Below are 25,736 nucleotides of genomic sequence, written 5' to 3' on the forward strand. Positions count from 1 at the left end.
TCAGCCGCGAACGTCGGAGAGCACGTAGCCCTCTTCGCCGTGCACGACGGTGTCGATACCGGCGATCTCGTCTTCGTTCTTCACGCGGAAGCCGATGGTCTTCTCGATCGCGAAGCCGATGATGAAGGCGAGCACGAAGGAGTAGACCAGGACGGCGAGGGCGGCGATCGCCTGGACGATCAGCTGGTTGAACGAGCCGCTGTAGATGAGGCCGCTCGTGTTGGCGAAGATGCCCAGGTACAGCGTTCCGAGCAGACCACCGACGAGGTGGATGCCGACCACGTCGAGCGAGTCGTCGAAGCCGAGCTTGAACTTGAGCTCGATGGCGAGGGCGCAGACCGCGCCCGCGAGCAGGCCCAGCACGATGGCCCAGATCGGCGTCAGAGCGGCGCAGGCCGGGGTGATCGCGACGAGACCCGCGACGGCACCGGAGGCGGCGCCGACCGAGGTGGGCTTGCCGTCCTTGATCTTCTCGACGATCAGCCACGACAGGAGGGCTGCGGCGGGAGCGGCGATCGTGTTCACGAAGGCCAGGGCGGCGGTGTTGTCGGCGGCGAGCTCGGAACCGGCGTTGAAGCCGAACCAGCCGAACCACAGCAGGCCCGCACCGAGGAGGACGAACGGCGGGTTGTGAGGGACGTAGGCGCCCTTCTGGAAGCCGACGCGCTTACCGAGGACCAGAGCCAGCGCGAGGGCTGCGGCACCGGCGTTGATGTGCACGGCGGTACCGCCGGCGAAGTCGATCGCGCCGACGCCGAAGACGTCCTGCAGACCGTGGGTGATCCAGCCGCCGTAGCTGAAGGAGCCGTCTTCGGCCAGGCCGAAGTTGAAGACCCAGCTGGCGACAGGGAAGTAGACGACCGTGGCCCAGATGCCGGCGAAGATCATCCACGCGCCGAACTTGGCGCGGTCGGCGATCGCACCCGAGACGAGGGCGACGGTGATGATGGCGAAGGTGGCCTGGAAGGCGACGAAGGCGAGCGGCGGGTACGCGGCGCCCTCGGGGGTGGTGAGCACGTTGGCGAGGCCGAAGTCAGCGCCGTCGATGTGCCACGGGGCGTTTGTGACGCCGGCGTCGGTCGCGGGGAACGCGATCGCGTAGCCGTAGAGCACCCACAGGACGCCCATGAGCCCCATCGCGCCGAAGCTCATCATCATCATGCTGATGACGCTCTTGGCCTTGACGAGACCGCCGTAGAAGAACGCGAGTCCTGGCGTCATCAGCAGCACGAGGGCGGCTGCTATCAGGATGAATGCGGTGTTGCCTTGATCCATCTCGGAGGGAACCTCTCTGCAGGGACGCAGGTAAAGCGTCGGGTCCCCTCAGTGTCCACAGCCCCGGTTCCACGACCGTTCGCCCCGTGTTTCGTGGATGTTACAGCCGGGCCGCTCCGGTAAACATCGCGTTTCCTGCGCCCGCGAACCGGCGATGAACTCGCCTCAGGAGTGCGTGAGTGCGACGAGGCGCGAGACTGCGCGCAGGTATTTCTTGCGGTACCCGCCGCCCAGCATCTCGTCGCTGAACACGGTGTTGAGCGGGACGCCCGTGGCGCGGATCGGGATCTGCGCGTCGTATGCGCGATCGACGAAAGCAACCAGGCGCAGAGCCGCCGACTGGTCGTGCAGCACCTCTACCTCGCGCAGGCCGATCACGTCGACCCCGTCGATGAGGCGGATGAAGCGCGAGGGGTGCACGCGCGCGAGGTGGCCGACGAGGTCGAGGAAGGCGTCGTCGGACGCCACGGACCCGGAGGCCGCGGCATCCATCGCCTCTTGATACCCCTCGTCGGACAGGACCTTCGCTTCTCCGTCGATCGCGCGCTGACGGAAATCGGTGCCGTCGATGCGGATCGTGCGGAAACTGTCGGCCATCGACTGGATCTCGCGCAGGAAGTCCTGGGCCGCGAAGCGCCCCTCGCCCAGCGCGTTCGGCGGGGTGTTCGAGGTGGCGGCGAGCCGGGTTCCGGATGCCACCAGCTCGCCGAGCAGGCGCGTCATGACCATCGTGTCGCCCGGGTCGTCGAGCTCGAACTCGTCGATGCAGAGCAGGTCGGAGCCGCGGAACAACTCGACGGCCTTGGCGTAGCCGAGCACACCGACCAGCGCGGTGTACTCGATGAACGAGCCGAAGTATTTCCGACGAGCCGGCATGGCGTGGTAGATCGCGGCCAGCAGGTGGGTCTTGCCGACGCCGAAGCCGCCGTCGAGGTAGACCCCCGGTTTCGCCGGTGCCACCTTCTCGGCGCGGCGGAAGAAGCCGCCCTTCTTGGCCGGAGCCGCCTGCGCGCCGGCGAAGGCTTGGAGTAGCTCTTTTGCTTCCTGCTGCGAGGGGTAGGCGGCATCGGCGCGGTACGACTCGAAGGTCGCCCCATCGAACTGCGGCGGCGGAACGAGGGCGCTGACCATGTCGGCGCCCGAGACGGCGGGCTCACGCTCGGTGAGGTGGATGAGGCCGGTCGTGGCGGGGGTCGAGGTCATGGCCGTCCTGTGTCCAAGTCTTACGGGGAGGGTGCGTGCTCCATGCCGCGGATCTAGGGTCGATGGTGCGGTGTCCACCCTATGCCGCGCCATCCATCGCCTTGACCGAGGAGTACCCGTGACCGTCGAGTTCGACACCACCTCCCCCAAGTTCGCCGACTACTCCGAGCCCGGCCGGCTGGTGACGGGTGAGTGGCTGGAAGAGCGTCTCGGTCGGGAGGGCCTCGTGGTCGTGGAGTCCGACGAAGACGTCTTGCTCTACGAGACGGGCCACATCCCCGGCTCGGTGAAGGTCGACTGGCACACCGAGCTCAACGACCCCGTCGTGCGCGACTACGTCGACGGCGCGGGCTTCGCCGAATTGCTGAGCCGCAAGGGCATCTCGCGAGACGACACGGTGGTCATCTACGGCGATAAGAACAATTGGTGGGCCGCGTACGCCCTGTGGGTGTTCTCGCTGTTCGGGCATGAGGACGTACGTCTGCTCGACGGAGGCCGCGACAAGTGGATCTCCGAGGGGCGTCCGATCACCACCGATAAGACGGTCGTCGAGCCCACCGACTATCCCGTCGTCGAGCGCGACGATTCCGCGCTTCGCGCCTACAAGGACGATGTGCTCGCGCACCTCGGCAACCCGCTGATCGACGTCCGGTCCCCCGAGGAGTACTCGGGTGAGCGCACCACCGCTCCCGCGTACCCCGAAGAGGGCGCTCTCCGAGCCGGTCACATCCCGAGCGCTCAGAGCGTGCCGTGGGGCAAGGCCGTCGCCGACGACGGTGGTTTCAAGACGCGGGAGGAGCTCGACGCGATCTACCGCGACGGCGCGGGTCTGGCCGACGGTGACAAGATCGTGGCGTACTGCCGCATCGGTGAGCGCTCGAGCCACACGTGGTTCGTGCTCAAGCACCTTCTCGGCTTCGGCGACGTGCGCAACTACGACGGCTCGTGGACCGAGTGGGGCAGCGCGGTGCGCGTGCCCATCGTCGCGGGTTCGGAGCCCGGCGAGATCCCCTCGCACTGAGCCCGGTCGACGCGAGCGTGGGAGGATGACGGTGATGTCCGACAACGCCCTCCCCGCCCGCCTCGCCGAGATCCGCGACGAGTTCCTCGAGCTCGACGAGCCCGATCGCCTGCAGCTGCTGTTGGAGTACTCGCAGGAGCTGCCCGAGGTCCCGACGCAGTACGCCGATCACCCCGAGATGCGCGAGCGTGTCGTCGAGTGCCAGTCGCCGGTGTACATCATCGTCACGGTCGACGAGGCCGACCGGGTTGCCATGCACGCCACGGCCCCCGCCGAAGCGCCGACCACGCGCGGCTTCGCGAGCATTCTGTCGCAGGGTCTCACCGGTCTCACCGCCGATGAGGTGCTCGCGGTACCCGACGACTTCCCGCAGAGCATCGGCCTGACGCGCGCCGTGAGCCCGTTGCGCATCGCGGGCATGACCGGCATGCTCATGCGCGCCAAGCGCCAGGTGCGCGCGAAGCGCGACGCCTGATCCTGCCGTCTCGCCGGGATGCCGGCATCCGGAATCACTCCCGGGAGAGGCCCTGTCGGCGCACCCAGTCCCGGATCGCCGTGGTCCACCGCATCTCGTCGTAGTTCCACAGCTTGGTGTGGCGGGCGACCGTGAAGGTCTCCATCGTGACGAGGTCGGGACGCGCCCTCGCGAGCGCGTGCGAGGCGTCGGAGGGGACGAAGCCGTCGTCGTCGCTGTGCAGGATGAGCACCGGATGCCGGAGCTCGGCGGCCCGTGACACGGCGTCGAGGCGATCGAGAGGGATGGGTTCTCCGCTGCGCAGCGCGGTGGCTCCCCAGGTGGAGGCGAGCGTGCGCTCCGCCAGCGCGATCACGGGGCGCGGCAGGCGCATGGCCCGTCCCTGGAAGGTGAGCACCGTGCGCCAGTCCGCCACCGGGGAATCGAGCACGAGCCCGGCGATGACGTCGGTGTGGGGTGATTCCAGGGCGGCCTGAAGCGACAGCGCTCCGCCCATCGACCAGCCCATCAGCAGCACGTGACGCGCTCCCCGTCGGCGGGCGTAGCCGATCGCCGCGTCGACGTCGCGCCACTCCGTCGCGCCGAGGGCGTACGTCCCCGAGGGGCTGCGGGGAGCATCGCCGTCGTTGCGATACGACACCACCAGGCTCGAGATGCCGAGCGCGTGGAACACCGGAACGGCGCGAAGGGTCTCCGACCTCGTCGTTCCGCGACCGTGCACCTGCACCACCCAGACATCGGAGTCGCGCTCGGCGGGGAACTCCCACGCCGGGCAGGCGCCCACACCGGTGTCGATGTCGAGAGAGCGGAACGGGAGCAACAGGTCGTCGGGTTTGTCGAAGTACCACCCGCTGAAGGCCGCCTCGGGGGCGAGATCGCCGTCAGCGGGAACATGTGTGAGGAGCTTGCGGGTGACGGTCGTCCCGTCTTCGCCGACGATCGAGCCCAGTCGCAGATACTCCACTGATCCGACGGTGAAAAGGCCGTAACGCCCGGGCAGCGTCGTGTTCGGCGTGCGCTCGAGGGAGATGGTCTGTGCGGCCGCGTCGAGACGGACGATGCGCGTGTCGGGGCGGCGTCCGGCCGGCCGGACGACCGTTCGCGCCATGCGGAACGAGACGGCTCCCAGGGCCGTGGCGGAGGCGGCGAGGGCCACACCGAGGGCGGAGAGGGTGACCTGCAAACCGGTGGTCGTGCGCTGCGATGCGCGAGAATCCGCGGCGCGCCTGGGAGCGTTCATCGAGGCCTCACTCTAGTCTGTGGCCGTGAGTGACCAGCGCCCGGCGGAGGCCGACAGCCCCTTCGCGCGAGCCGTGGAAGAGCTGCGCGACACGGCATTCCGCGACGACCTGATCGTTCGTCAGATTCCGTCGCCGTCCGGCCTGGCCCCCTTCTCCCTGGCGCTGGCGGGAGACGTGCGGCCCGAGGAGCACGCCACCGATTCACCCTTCGGCACGGGGCGGTTCATCCTGCTGCATGACCCCGAGGAGCCGGAGCCCTGGGGAGGTGCCTGGCGCATCGTCTGCTTCGCGCAGGCCCCCCTCGAGCCGGAGATCGGCGTCGACCCGCTGCTGGCCGAAGTCGCGTGGTCGTGGCTGATCGACGCTCTGGACTCGCGCGGCGCCCAGCGCCACTCCGAATCGGGCACCGCCACCAAGACCCTCTCGACCGGCTTCGGGGCGCTGGCCTCACAGGGCGAGGGGTCGCAGATCGAACTTCGCGCGTCGTGGTCGCCGCGCGGTCCCTTCCGCCCGCACCTCGAGGCGTGGGCGGAGCTCGTGTGCATGCTCGCCGGCCTCCCCCCGGGGTCGGAGGGCGTCGCTGTTCTTGGAGCCCGGAGGCCCACGCGTGGTTGAGTACATCGTCATCGAGGACGCCGAAGGCTTCCTCGCCGCCTGCGAGACCCTGGCCGCGGGGAGCGGTCCCGCCGCGGTCGACGTCGAGCGCGCTTCGGGCTTCCGCTATTCGCAGCGCGCCTATCTCATCCAGGTCTTCCGCCGAGAAGCCGGGGTCTTCCTCTTCGATCCTTCGACGATCGAGGACTTCTCGCCCCTTCAGAACGCCATCGGCCAGGTCGAGTGGGTGTTCCACGCTGCCAGCCAGGACCTTCCGTCGCTGCGCGAGCGGGGACTCGAGCCTCCGCGCATCTTCGACACCGAGCTGGGCTCGCGTCTGCTGGGTCACGAACGCGTCGGCCTCGGCGCGGTCGTCGAACAGACTCTGGGCATCACTCTGGCCAAGGCCCACTCGGCCGCGGACTGGTCGACGCGCCCGCTGCCGGCATCCTGGCTCGAATACGCCGCCCTCGACGTCGAACACCTCATCGACGTCCGCGACGTGCTCGATGCCGAGCTGGCCGAGCAGGGCAAGACGGAGATCGCGCGTCAGGAGTTCCAGGCGGTGCTCGACCGCGAGCCCAAGCCGCCGCGCGACGACCCGTGGCGTCGACTCAGCGGCCTGCACAGCGTGCGCGGCCGCCGGTCGCTCGCCGTGGCACGGTCGCTGTGGCAGGCGCGCGAGGACTACGCCCGCGAGCAGGACGTGGCCCCGGGTCGACTCGTTCCCGATCGCGCCCTCGTCGCGGCCGTGATCGCGGATCCGGCGAGCAAGCAGGCGCTCGCGGGCGTCAAAGAGTTCAACGGTCGCGCCAGCCGTACCCAGCTGGACCGCTGGTGGAACGCGATCGTCGCCGGTCGGGAGTCGACGGACCTGCCCGCCGACCGTGTTCCCAGCGACACCCTCCCTCCGCCGCGCGCGTGGGCGGACCGCAATCCCGAGGCCGATCGTCGTCTGAAGAAGGCCCGTCCGGCCGTCGAGGCGCGAGCGGAAGAGCTGCGGATGCCGACCGAGAACCTGCTCACGCCCGAGACCCTCCGTCGGCTGGCCTGGGCTCCGCCGTCCGAGGTCACGGCTGATTCGGTCGGGACGGCTCTCGCCGAGCTCGGAGCGCGGCCCTGGCAGATTGACCAGACCTCACAGGTGATCGCCGATAGCTTTGTAGCTTCCCTCAATGCCGACGAGGACGTGTCTGCCACGGATTCGTAGGTTCGGACAACCGATTCTTCCCACCGAATCGGTCTTCCTAGGCTGGGGTCATCCCAAACTTTGGAGGCAGAGTGGCCGAGATGACGGACGTCTTCTTCGTCGACGGAATGCGCACCCCCTTCGGGCGCGCCGGCGAGAAGGGCATGTACTGGAACACCCGCGCTGATGACCTGGTGGTCAAGGCGATCATCGGGTTGATGGAGCGCAACGGCGACGTGCCGAAGGATCGGATCGACGACGTGGCGATCGCCGCGACCTCGCAGACCGGTGACCAGGGGCTGACCCTCGGACGCACCGCGGCGATCCTCGCGGGTCTGCCGATGACCGTGCCCGGCCTCGCGGTCGAGCGCATGTGCGCGGGCGCCATGACGAGCGTCACCACGATGGGCGCCTCGATCGGCGTCAGAATGTACGACCTCGCCCTCGCCGGCGGTGTCGAGCACATGGGTCGTCACCCCATCGGCGGCAACGTCGACCCCAACCCGCGCTTCGTCGCCGAGAAGCTCGTCGACCCGGGCGCGTTGAACATGGGCGTGACGGCCGAGCGCATCCACGACCGGTTCCCGCACCTCACGAAGGAACGGGCCGACCGCTTCGGCGTGGCGAGCCAGCACAAGGTGCAGGCGGCCTACGACGCCGGCAAGATCCAGCCCGACCTCGTGTCGGTCGCGATCAAGGACGCCGACGGTGCCTGGGGGCTGGCGACCGAGGACGAGGGGCGCCGCCCCGAGACCACGCTCGAGGGCCTCGCGACGCTGAAGACACCGTTCCGTCCGCACGGTCGCGTCACCGCCGGCACGTCGTCGCCCCTGACCGACGGTGCAACGATCAGCCTGCTTGCCGGAAGCGATGCCGTGAAGGAGTTCGGCCTTGCGCCGAAGATGCGCATGGTGTCGTTCGCCTTTGCCGGCGTCGAGCCCGAGATCATGGGCATCGGCCCGATCCCCTCGACCGAGAAGGCCCTCAAGAAGGCCGGACTCACGATCGACGACATCGGCCTGTTCGAGCTGAACGAGGCGTTCGCCATCCAGGTGATCTCGCTCCTCGACCACTTCGGCATCGCCGACGACGACCCGCGCGTGAACCCGTGGGGCGGCGCCATCGCCCTGGGCCACCCGCTCGCGGCATCCGGAGTGCGTCTCATGATCCAGCTGGCCGCGCAGTTCGCCGAGCGTCCCGACGTGCGCTATGGCCTCACCGCCATGTGCGTGGGCCTCGGGCAGGGTGGCTCGGTCATCTGGGAGAACCCGTTCTTCGACGGAAAGAAGAAGCGCAAGTGACCGATTACACCTCGATCGACTTCACGCCCCTCGACGCCCTCACCGCCGACGAGGTGGTGACCCACTCCCCCGTCCGCGACGTGCGCCTGCCCTCGGGCAACGTGCTCGCGCTGATCACGCTCGACAACGGGCGCGACCACACGCGGCCGAACACCCTCGGGCCCGCGACGCTCGCCGAGCTCGGGCGCACGCTCGCGACGCTGAAGGAGCGCGCCGCGAAGGGCGAGATCCACGCCGTCGCGATCACCGGCAAGCAGTACATCCTCGCTGCGGGCGCCGACCTGTCCGACGTGGCGAAGCTCCCCTCGAAAGAGGTCGCGCGCCTCATCGCGCAGCGCGGACACCAGGTGATCGGCTCGTTGTCCGACCTGGGTGTGCCCACGTTCGCGTTCGTGAACGGCCTCGCGCTCGGCGGCGGTCTCGAGATCGCGCTGAACTCGACCTACCGCACCGTCGACGCCTCCGCCGCAGCCGTGGCGCTCCCCGAGGTGTTCCTCGGCATCATTCCGGGCTGGGGCGGCGCCTACCTGCTGCCGAACCTCATCGGCATCGAGAACGCGCTCGAGGTGGTCATCTCGAACCCCCTCAAACAGAACCGCATGCTCAAGCCGAAGCAGGCCTTCGACCTCGGGATCATGGATGCCATCTTCCCGGCGGCCTCGTACCTCGAGGACTCGCTCCGCTGGGCGGACGATGTGCTCACCGGTCGGGTCCGCGTCGAGCGCAAGAACGAGCCCGGCAAGCTCGAGCGTCTGACCAAGTGGCCCATCGCGATCAAGATGGCCCGCGGCATGCTCGAGTCGAAGATCGGCACCGTGCCCCGCTCCCCCTACGTCGCTCTCGACCTGCTCGACAAGGCGAAGAGCGGCACGAAGGCCGAGGGGTTCGCCCGCGAGGACGAGGCTCTCGCCGATCTCATCACCGGCGACCAGTTCGCGGCGTCCATGTACGCCTTCGACCTCGTGCAGAAGCGCGCGAAGCGTCCGGTCGGAGCCCCCGACAAGGCCCTCGCGAAGAGAGTCACGAAGGTCGGCGTCATCGGTGCCGGTCTCATGGCCTCGCAGTTCGCGCTGCTGTTCGTGCGGAAGCTGCGCGTGCCCGTGATCATCACCGACCTCGATCAGGGTCGGGTCGACAAGGGCGTGGCATCCATTCGTGAAGAGATCGGCAAGCTGGAGGCGAAGGGTCGTCTGGACGGCGACACCGCCAATCAGTTGCGCGCCCTCGTGCACGGCACCACCGACCGGTCGGAGTTCGCGGACTGCGACTTCGTGATCGAGGCCGTGTTCGAAGAGGTGGGCGTCAAGCAAGAGGTCTTCTCCGCCATCGAGAAGATCGTCGCCGCCGACGCGATCCTTGCCACCAACACCTCGTCGCTCTCGGTCGCCGAGATCGGTTCGGTGCTGCAGAACCCCGAGCGTCTGGTGGGCTTCCACTTCTTCAACCCCGTCGCGGTCATGCCGCTCATCGAGGTCGTGAAGACGGATGCCACCTCCGACGCGGCGCTGTCGACGGCCTTCGTGGTCGCCAAGGGTCTCGGCAAGAACGCCGTGCTCACCGCCGACGCCCCCGGGTTCGTCGTGAACCGTCTGCTGGCCAAGGTCATGGGTGAAGCGGCGCGAGCGGTGTACGAGGGGACACCGATCACGGTGGTAGAGAAGGCGTTCGCGCCGCTCGGTCTTCCGATGGGACCGTTCCAGCTCATCGACCTGGTGGGATGGAAAGTCGCCGCGCACGTGCAAGACACGATGGCGCACGCCTTCCCCGACCGATTCTTCTCGTCGGAGAACTTCCACGAGCTCGCCGCCCTCCCCGAGGTCGTCGAGAAGGACAAGGGCGGTCGTGTGACCGGGTGGACCAAGGCGGCTCAGAAGGTGCTCGTCACGGGAAAGACGCCGGTGGCGCCCGAGACGATCCTCGCGCGCGTGCAGAACGGTCTCGCGCAGGAGATCCACATCATGCTCGACGAGGGCGTCGTGCCCGAGGTGCAAGACATCGACCTGTGCCTCATCCTCGGCGCCGGGTGGCCGTTCATCGACGGTGGCGCCTCGCCCTACCTCGACCGTGAGGGGGCATCCCAGCGGGCGTTCGGTGACACGTTCCATCACCCGCCCATCCGGGGCATCGGAGGCTGAGCCCTCGCGTGACGACAGCGGCGCCGTCCCTTCGGGGCGGCGCCGCCGTCGTGCCCGGAGACACCGGGTCACGAGAACAGGACGGGCGACGAGAACAGGTGGGTGTCGCTCGTTCCGGCCTGTTCCGGATCCATCCCCTGCTCTGGCGACGCGACGACCGGTGCGCCGCGGCAGGCCGGGTTGCCACGGGAACACCGGGCATGCGCCGAGAACAGGTCCCTCGCGCCCGGTTCAGCCTGTTCCTGCGGCATCCCCTGTCCTCGTGACGGGGCGCACACGACGAACGGGTCGGAATCCCCTCATCCCCGCCCGTTCTCGACCATGCCGCCGCGTCAGCGGCGCGACTTCTCCCACTCCTCGATCGTGGGGATCGAGCCGGTCGGGGTCTGGCGCGCCATGGGAACGCGGGTTCCGAGCACCTGCGCAACGACGTCGTGAGCGATCTTCGACGCGGTGAGGCCGGCGTCTTCGAGGATCTGCTCACGGGTGGCATGGTCGATGAACTCGTCGGGGATGCCGAGCTCATCGACGGCCGTGTCGACTCCGGCCTCGCGCAGCACCTGACGCACGCGCGTGCCGACGCCGCCCACGCGGATGCCGTCTTCGATGGTGATCACCAGGCGGTGCTCGCGGGCGAGCTCGATCACCGAGGGCTGCACGGGGATCGCCCAGCGCGGGTCGATCACCGTTGCGCCGATACCCTGCGCCTCGAGACGCTCGGCGACCTCGAGGGCCAGGTGCACCATCGGGCCGATACCGACCAGCAGCACATCCTCGCTCGCTCCGCGGCTCAGGACGTCGACACCGTCGTGCAGGCGCTCGACGGCCTCGACGTCGGCGTTCACCTTGCCCTTGGGGTATCGAACGACCGTGGGGGCGTCCTCGACGGCCGTGGCCTCGCGGAACTCCTCGCGCAAACGTGCGGCGTCGCGCGGAGCGGCGATCCGGATGCCGGGAACGAGCTGCAGCATCGCCAGATCCCAGATGCCGTGATGACTCGGGCCATCGGGACCGGTGACTCCCGCGCGGTCGAGCACGAAGGTCACGCCGGCCTTGTGCAGGGCGACGTCCATCATGACCTGGTCGAACGCGCGATTCATGAACGTCGCGTAGATCGCGACGACAGGATGCAGCCCGCCGAAGGCGAGACCGGCGGCGGATGCCACGGCGTGCTGCTCGGCGATGCCCACGTCGTACACGCGCTCGGGGAAGCGCTCGGCGAACTGCTGGAGACCGGTGGGGCGCAGCATCGCCGCGGTCATGGCGATGATGTCGTCGCGCTCTCCACCGACCTTCGTCAGCTCCTCGGCGAAGACGTCGGTCCACTGCAGACCACTGCCCGCGCCGATGGCCTCGCCCGTGACGGGGTCGATCTTGCCCACGGCGTGGAACTGATCGGCCTCGTCGCTCATCGCGGGGGCGTAGCCGCTGCCCTTGTCGGTGATGGCGTGCACGATGACGGGGGCACCGTACGACTTGGCGAGCTCGAGCGTCTCGATGAGCGATTCGAAGTCATGCCCGTCGATGGGACCCAGGTACTTGATGTCGAGGTTGCTGTAGAGCGCCTCGTTGTTCGTGAAGCGCGACAGGAAGCCGTGGGTGCCGCCGCGCACGCCGCGGTAGACGGCCCGCGCGGCCGGACCCAGGCGACGGAAGAGCGTGTCGGAGCCGCGGTGCAGCGTGCGGTACGCGTCGTTGGTCCGCACGCGATTGAGGTAACGCGCCATCCCGCCGATGGTCGGCGCATACGATCGCCCGTTGTCGTTCACGACGATGACGAGATTGCGCTCGTTGTCGTCGCTGATGTTGTTGAGTGCTTCCCAGGTCATCCCGCCGGTGAGTGCGCCGTCGCCGACCACGGCGATGACGTGGCGGTCGCGGCGACCGGTGCGGCTGAAAGCCCGCGAGACGCCGTCGGCCCAGCTGAGGGAGCTCGAGGCGTGCGACGACTCGACGACATCGTGCTCACTCTCGGCACGCTGCGGGTAGCCCGCCAGGCCTCCGCGGGAACGCAGGGCCGTGAAGTCCTGACGGCCGGTGAGCATCTTGTGCACGTACGACTGGTGTCCGGTATCGAAGATGATCGGGTCGGACGGGGAGTCGAAGACCTTGTGGAGAGCGATCGTCAGCTCGACGACGCCGAGGTTCGGGCCGAGGTGCCCGCCCGTGCGGGAGACCATCTCGATGAGAAATGAGCGGACTTCCGCGGCCAGCTGCCGCAGTTGGTCGGGGGTCAGCCCATCGAGGTCACGGGGACCGTGAATGCCGGGTAGGAGAGCCATCAGACTCCTCTCGTGCGATGCGCGCGGGGTCCGCGCGTACGGGTCAATTCTAGTCTCCGGAAGGTGAACCGGCCCGGCAACGGCTTGCGCAGATCGCGCCAGCGTGGTCTAGGTCGAAAGCGAAGTGCCCCGGAAGCACGGGGCTTCCGGGGCACTTCCGTCGTGGGTCAGACCAGCGAACGCAGCACGTACTGCAGGATTCCGCCGTTGCGGTAGTAGTCGGCCTCACCGGGGGTGTCGATGCGGACCACGGCGTCGAACGACACGGTCTGCTTGCCCTCGGGCGAGAACTCGCTCGGCTCGGCGGTGACCTTCACCGTCTTGGGCGTGACGCCCTCGTTGAGCTGCTCGAGGCCCTCGATCGAGACGATCTCGGTGCCGTCGAGGCCCAGCGACTTCCAGCTCTCGCCGGCCGGGAACTGCAGCGGAACGACGCCCATACCGATGAGGTTCGAACGGTGGATGCGCTCGAAGCTCTCGGTGATGACGGCCTTGACGCCCAGCAGGTTCGTGCCCTTGGCCGCCCAGTCGCGCGAGGAGCCGGAGCCGTACTCCTTGCCGCCGAAGATCACCAGCGGGGTGCCCTGATCCTGGTAGTTCTGGCTCGCGTCGAAGATGTAGGACTGCGGGCCACCCTCCTGGGTGAAGTCACGCGTGTAGCCGCCCTCGACGACCGTGCCGCCGTTGACGGCCGCGGTGAGTTCGTTCTTCAGGCGGATGTTGGCGAAGGTGCCGCGGATCATGACTTCGTGGTTACCACGGCGCGATCCGTAGGAGTTGAAGTCCTTCTGGGCGACTCCGTGCTCCATCAGGTACTGCGCGGCGGGGGTGCCCGCCTTGATGTTGCCGGCCGGGCTGATGTGGTCGGTGGTGACCGAGTCGCCGAGCGTCGCCATCACGCGAGCGCCGGTGATGTCGCGCACCGCGTCGGGCTGCATGGTCATGCCGTCGAAATAGGGAGCCTTGCGCACGTAGGTGGAGTCGGCATCCCATTCGAAGACCGGACCGGTCGGGGTGGGGAGGTTCTTCCAGCGCTCGTCGCCCTCGAACACGGTGGCGTACTGCTGGATGAACTGCTCGCGCGAGATCGACGCGTCGATGATCGTCTGCACCTGGTCGGGGGCGGGCCAGATGTCCTTGAGGAAGACGTCTTCGCCGTTCTGGTCCTTGCCGAGCGCGTCGGTCTCGAAGTCGAAGTTCATCGAACCGGCGAGGGCGTAGGCGACCACCAGCGGCGGCGAGGCCAGGTAGTTCATCTTCACGTCGGGGCTGATGCGTCCCTCGAAGTTGCGGTTTCCCGAGAGGACGGCCGTGACGGCGAGGTCGTTCTCGTTGATCGCCTCGGAGACCTCTTCGATCAGAGGGCCCGAGTTGCCGATGCAGATCGTGCAGCCGTAGCCGACCGTGTAGAAGTCGAGACCCTCGAGCGCCTTGTCGAGGCCGGACTTCTCGTAGTAGTCGGTGACGACCTTCGAGCCCGGGCCGAGCGTGGTCTTGACCCAGGGCTTGCGCTTGAGGCCCTTGTCGACGGCGTTCTTGGCGAGAAGGCCGGCCGCGATCATGACCGAGGGGTTCGAGGTGTTCGTGCACGATGTGATGGCTGCCAGAGTGACCGCGCCATTGTCGAGCAGGTACGACTGGCCCTCCGGCGTGGTGACGCGCACCGGGTTGGAGGCGTTCGCGGGGTGGCCCGACGAGACGAGCACCTCGGTCTCGGTGACGTGCTCGTGCTCTTCCCCGGGGACCGAACCGGGGTCGGACGCCGGGAACGTGCCGTCGACCTCGAGGTCGACGACGGAGTCCGAGGTCGCGCCGCCGGCGTAGTTGAGGATGTCCTTTTCGAACTGCGACTTCGCCTCGGACAGCAGGATGCGGTCCTGCGGACGCTTCGGGCCGGCGATGGAGGGGACGACCGTCGAGAGGTCGAGCTCCATGTACTCGCTGAAGACCAACTCACGGTCGGCGTCGTGCCAGAGCTTCTGCTCCTTGGCGTACGCCTCGACGAGGGCGACCGTCTGCTCGTCGCGACCGGTCAGGCGCAGGTACTCGAGCGTGACGTCGTCGATGGGGAACATCGCGGCGGTCGAGCCGAACTCGGGGCTCATGTTGCCGATGGTGGCGCGGTTGGCGAGCGGAACCGAGGCGACGCCCTCGCCGTAGAACTCGACGAACTTGCCGACGACGCCGTGCTTGCGCAGCATGTCGGTGATCGTCAGAACGACGTCGGTCGCGGTCACGCCCGCGGGGATCTCGCCCGAGAGCTTGAAGCCGACGACGCGCGGGATGAGCATCGACACGGGCTGGCCGAGCATGGCCGCCTCGGCCTCGATGCCGCCGACGCCCCAGCCGAGCACGCCGAGGCCGTTGACCATGGTGGTGTGCGAGTCGGTGCCGACGCAGGTGTCGGGGTACGCACGGAGCACACCGTCGACCGAGCGGTCGTAGATGACCTTCGCCAGGTGCTCGATGTTGACCTGGTGCACGATGCCGGTTCCCGGGGGGACGACCTTGAAATCGTCGAAGGCCGTCTGGCCCCAGCGGAGGAACTGGTACCGCTCGCCGTTGCGCTCGTACTCGATCTCGACGTTGCGCTCGAGAGCGTTCTCGCTGCCGAACAGGTCGGCGATGACCGAGTGGTCGATGACCATCTCGGCGGGCGAGAGCGGGTTGATCTTGTTGGGATCCCCGCCGAGGGCGGTGACGGCCTCGCGCATGGTGGCGAGGTCGACGATGCACGGCACACCGGTGAAGTCCTGCATGACCACGCGGGCCGGAGTGAACTGGATCTCGGTGTCGGGGTCGGCCGTGGGGACCCACGAGCCGAGCGCCTCGATCTGCTCCTTGGTGACGTTGGCGCCGTCCTCGGTGCGCAGAAGGTTCTCGAGCAGCACCTTGAGGCTGAACGGGAGCTTCTCGTGACCGGCGACCGTGTCGATGCGGAAGATCTCGTAGTCGGTGCTGCCGACCGTCAGGGTGCTCTTGGCACCGAAGCTGTCAACCGTGGACACGATCGTCTCCTTCGTCGGCGAATGCGCAGGCGTCAGCCCGCATTTCTCCATCTTCCCCGCGGGGAGAGGCCGATTCCAGGAAGGTGGACCTAACCGCTCGAGGCGACGGATTTATCTTGATGTCAAGATAATATCAGGACTCGCGACGAGGGTGGAGAGCGCGGACGACGAGCCACGTCACCGCCAGCATCGGGGCGAACAGCGGCAGGCCCATGACGATCTTGAGCGTCCCCAACGCCGTCACATCTCCCGCGAAGTACAGCGGCAGCTGCACCGCGAGGCGGGCGGCGAACAGGGCCGCCCACGCGATCGAGAGCCAGGTGTAGGCGCGGCGCTTGCGACGGTCGCCGCGCCAGCGGGTGCCCTCGCCCAGCAGATATCCCGCCGCCAGACCGATCAGCGGCCAGCCGATGAGCGCCGACACGAGAAAAGCCGTTCCGTACGCCCCGTTGGTGAAGAACCCGAGCACGAAGTTGTCCTGCCCGCGTCCCGTCACGAGCGAGAGCACGGCTGCGCCGGCGGTCGCGAGAAGTCCGCCGATCGCCGCGCTGGGGGGCGACTTCGCGATCAGACGCGCGAGCGTGAAGACGACAGCGAGCCCGACCGAGACGCCGAGACTCAACCACAGGTTCCCCTGGCGTGTCTCGGGGTCGATCGTGACCGTGAACAGCACCACGAACGCGAGAGAAGGAAGAACGGATTCCAGGATGCCGCGCACCCCGCCCATCGCCGACCACACTGCCGCGCCGGTCGAGGTGTGCTTCGCCGGGTCGAGGCCCGCGCGGCGTGCGGCGTTTCCGAGAGCCGCGCTCACGCTCTCCGCCGCGGACGGCGGATCGAGGGGGACGCGGTCGTCTTCTCGCGCCGCGCGGGTGGGGTCGTCGCTCATGCCGTTCCGGGGCTCGACGGCATCCGGAGGGGGATGAGATCACGCGGAGGCATCGGGGACGACCCGCGCACCACGACGATCGAGCGGAAAAGATCCTCGACGGCCGCGGCGGCCTCGACGTCGTTCGTCGCCGCTCCCCCGACGACGCCGCGGAGGAACCAGCGGGGCCCGTCGACACCGACGAAACGAGCGAGGCGTTTGCTCGCACCGTCCGCACCGGCGACGGGAACCTCGGCGAGCAGTTCGGGGCCGAGCGGTCCCTCGCGCTCCTCGACACGGCCGCCCTGCTGCTTGACCTGCTGGCGGATCTGGTCGCGCGTCTCTTCCCACAGACCGCTCGAACGCGGAGCGGCGAACGGCTGCACCTGCAGAGTCGAATCGGCGTAGTCGAGGCCGACGGCCACGATGCGCTTGGTCTGCTCTTCGACCTCGAGGCGGAGGTTCAGACCCTCGCGCGGGAGGATCTTGATCGCGCCCAGGTCGATGTAGGGGCGGACGGGGTTGGCTTCGGCCTCGTCGAACGGTCCCGCGGTCTCGCGGTCCGCCGGGGCGCTCTTCGTCGCCTGCGCGGCTTCGGTGCCGGGATCGACGGCCTCGGTATCGGTGTTCTCGGGCGTGGTCTGCGACTCGTCGTCGGTCATCGGGTGCTCCCTTGCAGAGTCTGGTATCCGCTCGATCCGAAGCCGCCTTGACCGCGCACGCTGTCGGGCAACTCGTCCACGGGGACGAAGCGCACGGCGGGGACGGGCATCACGATGAGCTGGGCGATGCGGTCTCCGACCGCGATGTCGTAGGGCTGGTCGAGGTCGGTGTTGAGGAGGGCGACCTTGATCTCGCCGCGGTAGCCGGCGTCGATCGTCCCGGGCGAGTTCACGATCGTGATGCCGTGCTTGGCGGCGAGACCGCTCCGCGGAACGACGAATGCGGCGTACCCCTCGGGAAGCGCGATGCGTACCCCCGTCGAGACGAGAGCGCGGCGTCCGGGCTCGAGGCGAAGCGCCTCCGCGGCGGTCAGGTCGGCTCCGGCGTCGCCGGGGTGGGCGAAGACCGGAGGCTCGGATGCGACAATGAGGACGTCCACCGTTTCGGTCACCCCACGAGGGTAATGCAGAAGAGGGGGTGCGGCATCCGCACCGCAGCCGAGTATCGAGAGCGTCTGAGCCCGTCGCTGTGGGCACTCGTCGCCGCAGCCGTGTGCGGTCCCATGGCGGCGGTCGTCTTCTCGCCGCTGGACACGACTCTGGCCCTGTTCATCGGGCTTCTCGTGTCGGTGGGGATCGTGTCGGGTCTGCTGGCGATCGCGCCCGTCATCGAGATCCGCGACGGAGAGTTGCGCGCGGGACGCGCCCACATCCCGGTCGATCTTCTGGGCGTTCCTGCCGGCGTCGTCGCCGAGGAGGCCCGCACGGCCCGAGGGAGTGGTCTCGACCACCGGGCGTGGCACGTGATCCGGGGTGGGATCGATGGTGTGGTCACGGTTCCCGTGACCGATCCAGACGACCCGACCCCGTCGTGGGTGGTGTCCACCCGCACGCCGGATCGCCTGGTGGCGGCGATCCAGCGTGCTCAGGTCAGGCTGCGCACTCCAGGCAGATGAAGCCGGGGCCGCTCTCTTCCGCGATCTGGGAACGATGCTTCACGAGGAAGCAGTTCATGCAGGTGAACTCGTCTTCCTGAGCGGGAAGCACGACGACATCGAGCTCGATGTCGGAAAGGTCGGCGCCGGGCAGTTCGAAGCCCGAGGGGTTGTCGGCATCCTCGTTGTCGATCGACCCCGACGCCTTGTCGGGCACGCGCTCCTTGAGGGCCTCGATCGACTCGCTGTCGTCCTCGGTCTTGCGCGGTGCGTCGTAATCGGTTGCCATGCGTGCAGGTCTCTACTTCCGGATTTCGTGGTGCTGTGCCCCATCGGGTGCCCGATCGGGCGGCCATAGTTTGCATGACCCGTCCTCGATAAGCAAATGCTCCGGGAGGGGCGAGCGTGTCAGGCCTGACGGGAAACTCGCGGCGCGCCCGCGATATTCCCGTCTGCGGGCGACGCGCGTGACAGCATGAACGCTGACCGCAGATCGGAGGGGTGTTTCGTATGGAACAGCTCAAAGTCATCGGAACCGAAGATGACGTCCTCGTCGTGGCGACGCAGGCGGGCGAACGTTTCGCCCTCGCGCTCGATGAGGTGCTGCGCGCCGAGGCGCGCCGTGCGCGTCGGGACCGCGAGGACGACGACCGTGCCCCGCGCCCGAGCCCCCGAGAGATCCAGGCGCACATCCGCGCAGGCATGTCTGCTCGCGAGGTGGCGGCGCTTCTGAACGCCCGTGTCGAGGACGTCGAGCGTTTCGAGGGTCCCGTCCTCGCCGAGCGCGAACACGTCGTCGCGCAGGCCCTGGCCGTGCCGGTTCTGCTGGGCGGCACCCTCGAGCACGACTCCCCCATCACCTTCGGTGCGGCCGTGCGCGCGAAGCTGACCGAAGCAGGCGCCTCCGCCGAGCGCTGGACGAGCTGGAAAGAGAGTTCGGGCTGGTCCGTCAAGCTCGAGTTCACGGCCAACGGCATCGACCATGACGCGCGCTGGAGCTTCGACCCGCGTCGCAGCGTCCTCTCGCCGCAGAACTCCGATGCCATCCAGCTCTCGCGCCAGGGATCGCTGCCCGAGGGGCTGATCCCCCGCCTGCGCGCCCTCGACAACGTTTCCAAGGACGACTCGCGCTTCGACAGCGGAGCCTTCGGCCCTCGCCGCATCGACATCGACGACGAGCCGGGCGTGGAAGCGACCGGACCCGTCGCCACCGCCGTTCAAACGGCTGCGATCAAGCGCTCGCCGGACGCCCCCGTGACGTCGGCCGAGACCGCGGACCTTCTCGAGGCACTGCGCCGCCGCCGTGGACAACGCGAGCCGCTGCCCGGCGCGTCCGAGGCCGTGGAGCCCGAGCCGCGCCCCTCGAGCCCGCCGGTCGCCCTGTTCGACGCCGTCGAGCCGGGGTACGCCGACGAGGCCGACCAGACGCAGAACGAGTCGGAGCGCCCGCCGGCCGACAACGGCCGGCGCACCAAGGGTCGTCCCTCGATGCCGTCATGGGACGAGATCGTGTTCGGCGCCCGCTCCGACGAGAGTTGACGACGGCTCGTTCGGTCCGCGGAGTCGACCGGGACCGGTCGACCGCCCTCATTCGTCCCGGGAGAACGGATGCCGGCGCGCCGGCCATCGAATCCCCCTCAGGCGAAGGCGCCCAGACGCAGGAGCGGCACCGTGCGCTCCTCGTCCGTGAGTGAGCCGTGCTGGCCCACCATGCGCTGCGGGCGCTTGTCGGCCTCGCGGTCGTCGTAGTAGGCGAAGCGTCCGCGTGCGGCAACGAGCACGTCCCCGATGCGCGGGCGCACCTCGTCGTCGACGGCGCCGAACAGCCCGGCCGCGATTGCTTCGTCGCGCGTGAGCACCCAGGCTCTCGCGGCCTCGGTCTCGCGCCACAGCGCGGCCACGGCATCCGCTCGCCCCTCGTTCGTGTAGAGGTGGAGCATGCGGGGCTCACCGCCGATGAGGGCGACACCGTCGAGCAGCGGGTCGCCCTCGCGCAGCAGCACGTGCTTGTGCGCGGGGACGTCGACCATTCCATGGTCGGCCGTGATGACGATGCCCGTGCGCGGGTCGATGGTCTCGGCGAGGCGTCGGGCGGCGGCATCCACCCGCTCCAGGGCGTCGGTCCATCGGTCGGACTCCCACCCGTCGCGGTGCCCCGCGGTGTCGAGCTCGGGTGCGTAGAGATAGGTGAGGGATCCCGGATGCCGCGCAGCCAGATCGGCGGCGAGGTCCACGCGCTCGTCGAGGTCGTCGGACGAGACGAATTCCGCCCCGCGCAGCGTCGCCTCGGTGAAGCCGGTGCCGGTGTAGCTCGGGCGCGAGACGACGAAGCTGGGCAACCCGGCCTCGGCGCGCGCGGCGAAGTGGGGCGTGCGTCGTTGCCAGGTGAGGGGGTCGAGGCCGTCGGTCTCCCAGCCGTGCAGTTGATTCGATGCCACGTCGGTGTGCGGGATGCGGGTGCGGTAGCCCACGATTCCGTGGCTGCCGGGCTCCGCGCCGGTCAGGAGACTCGTGAGGGCAGCCGCCGTGGTCGAGGGGAAGACGGTACGGGCGACGTCTTTGCGGCCCCCCGCGGTGCCGAGGAACCGCGCGTGTCCGCGTCGGGACGCCAGGTTGTGCGCTCCGAGCCCGTCCACGAGCAGCACGATCGCGCTGCGGGCCGGAGCGAACCATTCCGATTCACCCGTCAACGCGGCGATCGACTGGGTCACCACACCGGTGAGGCTCCGAGAGCGCGGCGGGTCCGCCGGTAGGCTGAAAGTCATCGGGCCCAGTCTTCCACAGGAGTCCCGATCCCCGTCGAGACGCGACGCCCGCCCGACCCGAGGCCGTATCCATGCCCGATTCCCGTTCCTCCTCGCCCGTGACCGAGCGCATCGAAGACGTCGATGTCTCGACCGAGATGCAGGGGTCGTTCCTCGAGTACGCCTACTCGGTCATCTACTCGCGTGCCCTTCCCGACGCCCGAGACGGGCTCAAGCCCGTGCAGCGCCGCATCCTCTACCAGATGGCAGAGATGGGCCTGCGTCCCGACCGCGGGCACGTCAAGAGCGCGCGCGTCGTGGGCGAGGTCATGGGAAAGCTCCACCCTCACGGCGACGCCCCGATCTACGACGCGCTCGTGCGCCTGGCGCAGTACTTCTCGCTGCGCGTTCCCCTGGTCGACGGGCACGGCAACTTCGGTTCGCTCGACGACGGTCCCGCCGCCCCTCGGTACACCGAGGCGCGTCTGGCGGCAGCGGCTCTGGCGCTCACCGAGAACCTCGACGAGGACGTCGTCGACTTCATCCCCAACTACGACGGCCAGTTCCAGCAACCCGAGGTGCTCCCGGCGGCGTTCCCCAACCTCCTCGTCAACGGGGCGACGGGCATCGCGGTCGGTATGGCCACGAACATGGCGCCTCACAACCTCATCGAGGTCGTCGCTGCCGCCATCCACCTCCTGCAGCACCCCGACGCCACGGTCGAAGAGCTCATGGAGTTCGTCCCCGGTCCCGATCTGCCCTCGGGCGGCATCATCGTCGGCCTCGACGGCATCAAGGACGCCTACACGAACGGTCGCGGCACGTTCCGCACGCGGGCGAAGGCGTCGATCGAGTCCCTCGGACCACGGCGCACCGGCATCGTGATCACAGAGCTTCCCTACCTCGTCGGCCCCGAGCGCGTGATCGAGAAGATCAAAGACGCCGTGCAGGCGAAGAAGCTCACCGGCATCGCGGACGTCACCGACCTCACCGACCGCAACAACGGTCTGCGCCTGGTCATCGGTATCAAGACCGGGTTCGATCCCAAGGCCGTGCTCGAGCAGTTGTACCGACTGACCCCGCTCGAAGACTCCTTCGGTATCAACAACGTCGCCCTGGTCGACGGGCAGCCGCAGACGCTCGGTCTGCGCGAGATGCTGCGCGTCTACATCGATCACCGCATCCGCGTCGTCACGCGACGCAGCGAGTACCGTCTCGCGCGCAAGCGCGAACGTCTGCACCTGGTCGAGGGCCTGCTCATCGCGATCCTCGACATCGACGAGGTCATCCAGGTGATCCGCTCGTCCGACGACGGGGAGCAGGCGCGCACGAAGCTCCAGGAGGTCTTCGACCTCTCGCACCCTCAGGCGGAGTACATCCTCGAACTTCGCCTGCGTCGCTTGACCAAGTTCTCGCGCATCGAGCTCGAGGCAGAGCGCGACCAGTTGAACGCCGAGATCGCTCAGCTGGTCGAACTCCTCGGCAGCGAGACGCTGCTGCGCCAGCAGGTGGCGAGAGAACTGGATGCCGCGGCAGAGGCGTACGGCACGCCGCGGCGCACCATGCTGCTCAACGGCGGTCCCGTCCAGCCGCGCTCGGCGAAGGCCGCGGCCGCGGCGGACCTGCAGATCGCGGACGCGCCGTGCCGGGTGTACCTGTCGGCCACGGGCCGCATGGTGCGCGCCGAGCTCGTCGCCGACGCTCCCGCCGGTGGCGTGGTCGCGCCCGCGCGTCGGTCGAAGCACGACGCCATCCGCTCGTCCGTCGACACGACCACCCGCGGCGACATCGCAGCGGTCACGTCGGCCGGACGCCTCGTCCGCTTCTCCCCCGTCGACCTGCCCTCGGTTCCCGCCAACTCCGTGCAGGTCGCTGCCGGTACCAAGGTCGAGCAGTACCTCGCTCTCGGGAAGGGCGAGAAGGTCGTGGCTCTCGTGCCGCTGGTCGACTCCCCCACGATCGCCCTCGGCACCGAGCAGGGGGTCGTCAAGCGCGTCGCAGCGACCGAGCTGGGTACGAAGGACGAGATCGAGATCATCTCGCTCCGCGACGGTGACCGTGTGGTCGGCGCTGCCCCCGCCGGCGACAACGCCGAGCTCGTCTTCGTCGCGAGCGACGCGCAACTGCTGCGTTTCGAGGCCTCATCCGTGCGACCGCAGGGACGATCCGCGGGAGGTATGGCCGGTATCCGTCTTTCCGACGGCGCCCGGGTGATCTCGTTCGCCGTGGTCGGTGCCTCGGCGTTCGACGCCGTCGTGGTCACGGTCGCGGGTTCGTCGGATGCACTCCCGGGCACGGACGCGGGCAGCGCGAAGGTGTCGGCGTTCACCGAGTTCCCCGCGAAGGGCCGAGCCACCGGTGGTGTGCGTGCGCAGCGTCTGCTGCGCGGCGAAGACGCGCTCGTGCTCGCCTGGGTCGGCACGGAGCCGCGCGCGGTCGGCGCCGATGGTTCGGTGCGGGCGCTGCCTGAGTCGGGCGCGAAGCGCGACGCGTCGGGCCAGCCGCTCGAGGCCGTCATCGGTGCTGTCGGCACCGTCGTCCGCTGAACCTGCTGCTCCGTCGGGGGCGGCTCGGGTGCCGTCGTGCGGAGTCCATCGGCGGCGCGCTGGGCCGGGGGCCTCGCGCGCGACGCCGCCGGGGCTCGAGTCCGTACGGCGGTACACGTCGAAGCGGACCCGGGCGGGGCGCCGGCGAAGAGGGCCTCAGACGTCGATGCGCTCGCGTGCGAGACGGTCGCTCGAGTCGATGATGAACTCACGGCGCGGGGCGACGTCGCTGCCCATGAGCAGGTCGAAGACGGATGCCGCGGCCTCCATGTCCGTCACGCGCACCCGGCGCAGCATGCGGCCGGCGCGATCCATGGTGGTGGTCGCCAGCTGGTCGGCATCCATTTCGCCGAGCCCCTTGTACCGCTGAACGGGTTCCTGCCAGCGCTTGTTGCCGCGCTTGAGCTTGGTGAGCAGCGTGTGGAGCTCCTGCTCGCTGTACGTGTAGATGGTCTCGTTCGGCTTCGTGCCCGGGTTCATGACGATCACGCGGTGCAGCGGCGGTACGGCCGCGAAGACCCGGCCCTCTTCTACGAGGGGACGCATGTACCGGAAGAACAGCGTGAGCAGCAACGTGCGAATGTGCGCGCCGTCGACGTCGGCGTCGCTCATCAGGATGATCTTGCCGTAGCGGGCGGCGTCGAGATCGAACGATCGGCCGGAGCCGGCGCCGATGACCTGGATGATCGAGGCGCACTCGGCGTTCGACAGCATGTCGCTGATCGAGGCCTTCTGCGTGTTGAGGATCTTGCCGCGGATGGGCAGGAGCGCCTGGAACTCGCTGTTTCGCGCGAGCTTGGCCGTGCCGAGAGCGGAGTCGCCCTCGACGATGAACAGTTCGGAGTCGTTGACGTCGTTCGATCGGCAGTCGACGAGCTTCGCGGGCAGTGACGACGACTCGAGGGCGTTCTTGCGACGCTGCGTCTCTTTGTGGGTGCGCGCCGAGATGCGCGCCTTCATCTCGGAGACGATCTTCTCGAGCAATTGCGCGGTCTGCGCTTTGTCGTCGCGCTTGGGAGAGGCGAAGCGGGCCGCGAGTTCTTTCTGGACGACGGATGCCACGATCTGCCGCACCGCGGGAGTTCCGAGGATCTCCTTCGTCTGGCCCTCGAACTGCGGCTCGGGCAGGCGCACGGTCATGACCGCGGTGAGACCGGCGAGCAAGTCGTCTTTCTCGATCTTGTCGTTACCGACCTTGAGTTTGCGGGCGTTCTGCTCGACCTGCGAGCGGAGCACCTTCATGAGGCCTTGCTCGAAGCCCTGCTGGTGCGTGCCGCCCTTGGGCGTGGCGATGATGTTGACGAACGAGCGGGTCGTGGTGTCGTACCCCGTGCCCCAGCGCACCGCGATGTCGACCTCGCACGCGCGTTCGACATCGGTCGGGATCATGGATCCGCCGGGCTGCAGCACGGGGACGGTCTCGGTGAAGGTGCCGGTGCCGGTGAGACGCCAGGTGTCGGTGACCGCGGCGTCGGGTGCCAGGAACTCCGCGAACTCCGAGATGCCGCCGTCGAAGCGGTAGCTCGTCTCGACGCGCTCCTCGCCCCGTTCGTCCTGCACGACGATCTCGAGACCGGGGACGAGGAACGCGGTCTGACGCACGCGCTGGACGAGCTCGTCGAGGCCGAAAGCGGCGTCTTTCGTGAAGATCTGGCGGTCGGCCCAGTAGCGGATGCGCGTTCCCGTGACACCGCGCTGAGCTTTGCCGACGACGCGCAGCTCGCTCTTGCGCTCGAACGGCGTGAATGTGGAGTCGGGGGCGTCGCCCGCGAAGATGCCGGGCTCGCCCCGGTGGAAGGACATCGCGTAGGTCTTGCCGCCGCGGTCGACCTCGACGTCGAGACGCTCGGAGAGGGCGTTGACCACCGAGGCGCCGACGCCGTGCAGGCCGCCCGACGCCGCGTACGAGCCGCCGCCGAACTTGCCGCCCGCGTGCAACTTGGTGAAGACGACCTCGACGCCGGTCAGTCCGGTGCGGGGCTCGACATCGACCGGGATGCCGCGAGCACGGTCGCGCACCTCGACACTGCCGTCGTCGTGCAGCACGATGTCGATGCGTGAGCCGTGACCGCCGAGGGCCTCGTCGACGGAGTTGTCGATGATCTCCCACAGGCAGTGCATGAGACCGCGGGAGTCGGTGGACCCGATGTACATGCCCGGGCGCTTGCGCACGGCTTCGAGGCCCTCGAGGACCTGCAGATGATGGGCGGAGTACTCGGAGGTCACGATCTCCCAGCGTAATCGGAGGCGCCGACAT

21 protein-coding genes are annotated in these 25,736 nt (G+C 68.6%); 9 read left to right on the forward strand and 12 right to left on the reverse strand.

The window, feature by feature from the left end:
• Positions 1 to 1,275, reverse strand: coding sequence for an ammonium transporter (locus NE358_RS07795; protein ID WP_289942523.1), 1,275 nt, complete (start codon positions 1,273 to 1,275; stop codon positions 1 to 3).
• Positions 1,276 to 1,440: 165 nt separating this feature from the next.
• Positions 1,441 to 2,478 carry a cell division protein ZapE gene (zapE, locus tag NE358_RS07800; RefSeq protein WP_103209440.1) on the reverse strand — a complete coding sequence of 346 codons (1,038 nt, stop codon included), beginning with the start codon at positions 2,476 to 2,478 and terminating at the stop codon, positions 1,441 to 1,443.
• Between the two features lie 118 nt (positions 2,479 to 2,596).
• Here zapE and NE358_RS07805 point away from each other — a divergent pair, with 118 nt between their 5' ends.
• Both NE358_RS07805 and NE358_RS07810 read left to right on the forward strand, forming a co-directional pair.
• Positions 2,597 to 3,499, forward strand: coding sequence for a sulfurtransferase (locus tag NE358_RS07805; protein WP_289942524.1), 903 nt, complete (start codon positions 2,597 to 2,599; stop codon positions 3,497 to 3,499).
• Between the two features lie 34 nt (positions 3,500 to 3,533).
• Positions 3,534 to 3,974, forward strand: coding sequence for a SufE family protein (locus NE358_RS07810; RefSeq protein WP_103209434.1), 441 nt, complete (start codon positions 3,534 to 3,536; stop codon positions 3,972 to 3,974).
• Positions 3,975 to 4,008: 34 nt separating this feature from the next.
• Here the strand turns inward: NE358_RS07810 and NE358_RS07815 are convergent, their stop codons facing one another.
• Positions 4,009 to 5,214, reverse strand: a complete 1,206-nt coding sequence (locus tag NE358_RS07815) for an alpha/beta hydrolase family protein (protein ID WP_103209432.1) — start codon at positions 5,212 to 5,214, stop codon at positions 4,009 to 4,011.
• A 25-nt stretch (positions 5,215 to 5,239) separates the two neighbouring features.
• On the opposite strand from NE358_RS07815, the gene NE358_RS07820 reads away from it, so the two are divergent.
• The 4 genes from NE358_RS07820 to NE358_RS07835 all read left to right on the forward strand — a co-directional run bounded on the left by NE358_RS07820 (position 5,240) and on the right by NE358_RS07835 (position 10,434).
• Positions 5,240 to 5,830, forward strand: coding sequence for a DUF3000 domain-containing protein (locus NE358_RS07820; RefSeq protein ID WP_170210645.1), 591 nt, complete (start codon positions 5,240 to 5,242; stop codon positions 5,828 to 5,830).
• The gene (locus tag NE358_RS07825; RefSeq protein WP_103209427.1) at positions 5,823 to 7,019 is read left to right on the forward strand and encodes a ribonuclease D; all 1,197 of its coding nucleotides are present in this window, start codon (positions 5,823 to 5,825) and stop codon (positions 7,017 to 7,019) included. The genes NE358_RS07820 and NE358_RS07825 overlap by 8 nt, the downstream gene beginning before the upstream one ends.
• An 80-nt stretch (positions 7,020 to 7,099) precedes the next feature.
• Complete coding sequence (locus tag NE358_RS07830) at positions 7,100 to 8,299, forward strand: thiolase family protein (RefSeq protein ID WP_499318501.1); 1,200 nt, start codon at positions 7,100 to 7,102, stop codon at positions 8,297 to 8,299.
• Entirely contained in the window at positions 8,296 to 10,434 is a 2,139-nt protein-coding gene (locus NE358_RS07835; protein ID WP_116239781.1) for a 3-hydroxyacyl-CoA dehydrogenase NAD-binding domain-containing protein, read from the forward strand. Before NE358_RS07830 ends, NE358_RS07835 begins: the two co-directional genes overlap by 4 nt.
• Positions 10,435 to 10,502: 68 nt before the next feature.
• Here the strand turns inward: NE358_RS07835 and NE358_RS07840 are convergent, their stop codons facing one another.
• The 6 genes from NE358_RS07840 to dut all read right to left on the reverse strand — a co-directional run bounded on the left by NE358_RS07840 (position 10,503) and on the right by dut (position 17,706).
• Positions 10,503 to 10,685, reverse strand: coding sequence for a hypothetical protein (locus NE358_RS07840; RefSeq protein ID WP_146035568.1), 183 nt, complete (start codon positions 10,683 to 10,685; stop codon positions 10,503 to 10,505).
• A gap of 81 nt (positions 10,686 to 10,766) precedes the next feature.
• Positions 10,767 to 12,716, reverse strand: coding sequence for a 1-deoxy-D-xylulose-5-phosphate synthase (gene dxs, locus NE358_RS07845; RefSeq protein WP_289942526.1), 1,950 nt, complete (start codon positions 12,714 to 12,716; stop codon positions 10,767 to 10,769).
• A 167-nt stretch (positions 12,717 to 12,883) separates the two neighbouring features.
• Positions 12,884 to 15,724 carry an aconitate hydratase AcnA gene (gene acnA / locus NE358_RS07850; protein ID WP_103209975.1) on the reverse strand — a complete coding sequence of 947 codons (2,841 nt, stop codon included), beginning with the start codon at positions 15,722 to 15,724 and terminating at the stop codon, positions 12,884 to 12,886.
• 133 nt (positions 15,725 to 15,857) lie between these two features.
• The gene (locus tag NE358_RS07855) at positions 15,858 to 16,613 is read right to left on the reverse strand and encodes a DUF3159 domain-containing protein (RefSeq protein ID WP_289942527.1); all 756 of its coding nucleotides are present in this window, start codon (positions 16,611 to 16,613) and stop codon (positions 15,858 to 15,860) included.
• The gene (locus tag NE358_RS07860; RefSeq protein WP_103209413.1) at positions 16,610 to 17,254 is read right to left on the reverse strand and encodes a DUF3710 domain-containing protein; all 645 of its coding nucleotides are present in this window, start codon (positions 17,252 to 17,254) and stop codon (positions 16,610 to 16,612) included. Before NE358_RS07860 ends, NE358_RS07855 begins: the two co-directional genes overlap by 4 nt.
• Entirely contained in the window at positions 17,251 to 17,706 is a 456-nt protein-coding gene (gene dut, locus NE358_RS07865) for a dUTP diphosphatase (RefSeq protein ID WP_174799663.1), read from the reverse strand. Before dut ends, NE358_RS07860 begins: the two co-directional genes overlap by 4 nt.
• Positions 17,707 to 17,718: 12 nt before the next feature.
• Here dut and NE358_RS07870 point away from each other — a divergent pair, with 12 nt between their 5' ends.
• Positions 17,719 to 18,210: a DUF3093 domain-containing protein gene (locus tag NE358_RS07870; RefSeq protein WP_103209410.1), complete on the forward strand. Its 492-nt coding sequence runs from the start codon at positions 17,719 to 17,721 to the stop codon at positions 18,208 to 18,210.
• Here NE358_RS07870 and NE358_RS07875 read toward each other — a convergent pair.
• The gene (locus NE358_RS07875) at positions 18,185 to 18,478 is read right to left on the reverse strand and encodes a DUF4193 domain-containing protein (protein ID WP_055837222.1); all 294 of its coding nucleotides are present in this window, start codon (positions 18,476 to 18,478) and stop codon (positions 18,185 to 18,187) included. The genes NE358_RS07870 and NE358_RS07875 overlap by 26 nt on opposite strands.
• A gap of 221 nt (positions 18,479 to 18,699) precedes the next feature.
• Between NE358_RS07875 and sepH the strand changes: the two genes are divergently transcribed.
• Positions 18,700 to 19,728, forward strand: coding sequence for a septation protein SepH (gene sepH, locus NE358_RS07880; protein WP_289942528.1), 1,029 nt, complete (start codon positions 18,700 to 18,702; stop codon positions 19,726 to 19,728).
• Positions 19,729 to 19,826: 98 nt separating this feature from the next.
• Here sepH and NE358_RS07885 read toward each other — a convergent pair whose 3' ends face one another.
• Complete coding sequence (locus NE358_RS07885) at positions 19,827 to 20,954, reverse strand: alkaline phosphatase family protein (protein WP_289942529.1); 1,128 nt, start codon at positions 20,952 to 20,954, stop codon at positions 19,827 to 19,829.
• Between the two features lie 71 nt (positions 20,955 to 21,025).
• Here NE358_RS07885 and NE358_RS07890 point away from each other — a divergent pair, with 71 nt between their 5' ends.
• Complete coding sequence (locus tag NE358_RS07890; RefSeq protein ID WP_103209403.1) at positions 21,026 to 23,479, forward strand: DNA gyrase/topoisomerase IV subunit A; 2,454 nt, start codon at positions 21,026 to 21,028, stop codon at positions 23,477 to 23,479.
• Positions 23,480 to 23,635: 156 nt separating this feature from the next.
• Here the strand turns inward: NE358_RS07890 and NE358_RS07895 are convergent, their stop codons facing one another.
• A complete protein-coding gene (locus tag NE358_RS07895; RefSeq protein WP_499318506.1) occupies positions 23,636 to 25,705 on the reverse strand; it encodes a DNA gyrase/topoisomerase IV subunit B in 2,070 nt (689 codons plus the stop codon).
• Positions 25,706 to 25,736: the final 31 nt, after the last annotated feature.

The organism is Sphingomonas sp. G5 (genome assembly GCF_052660795.1).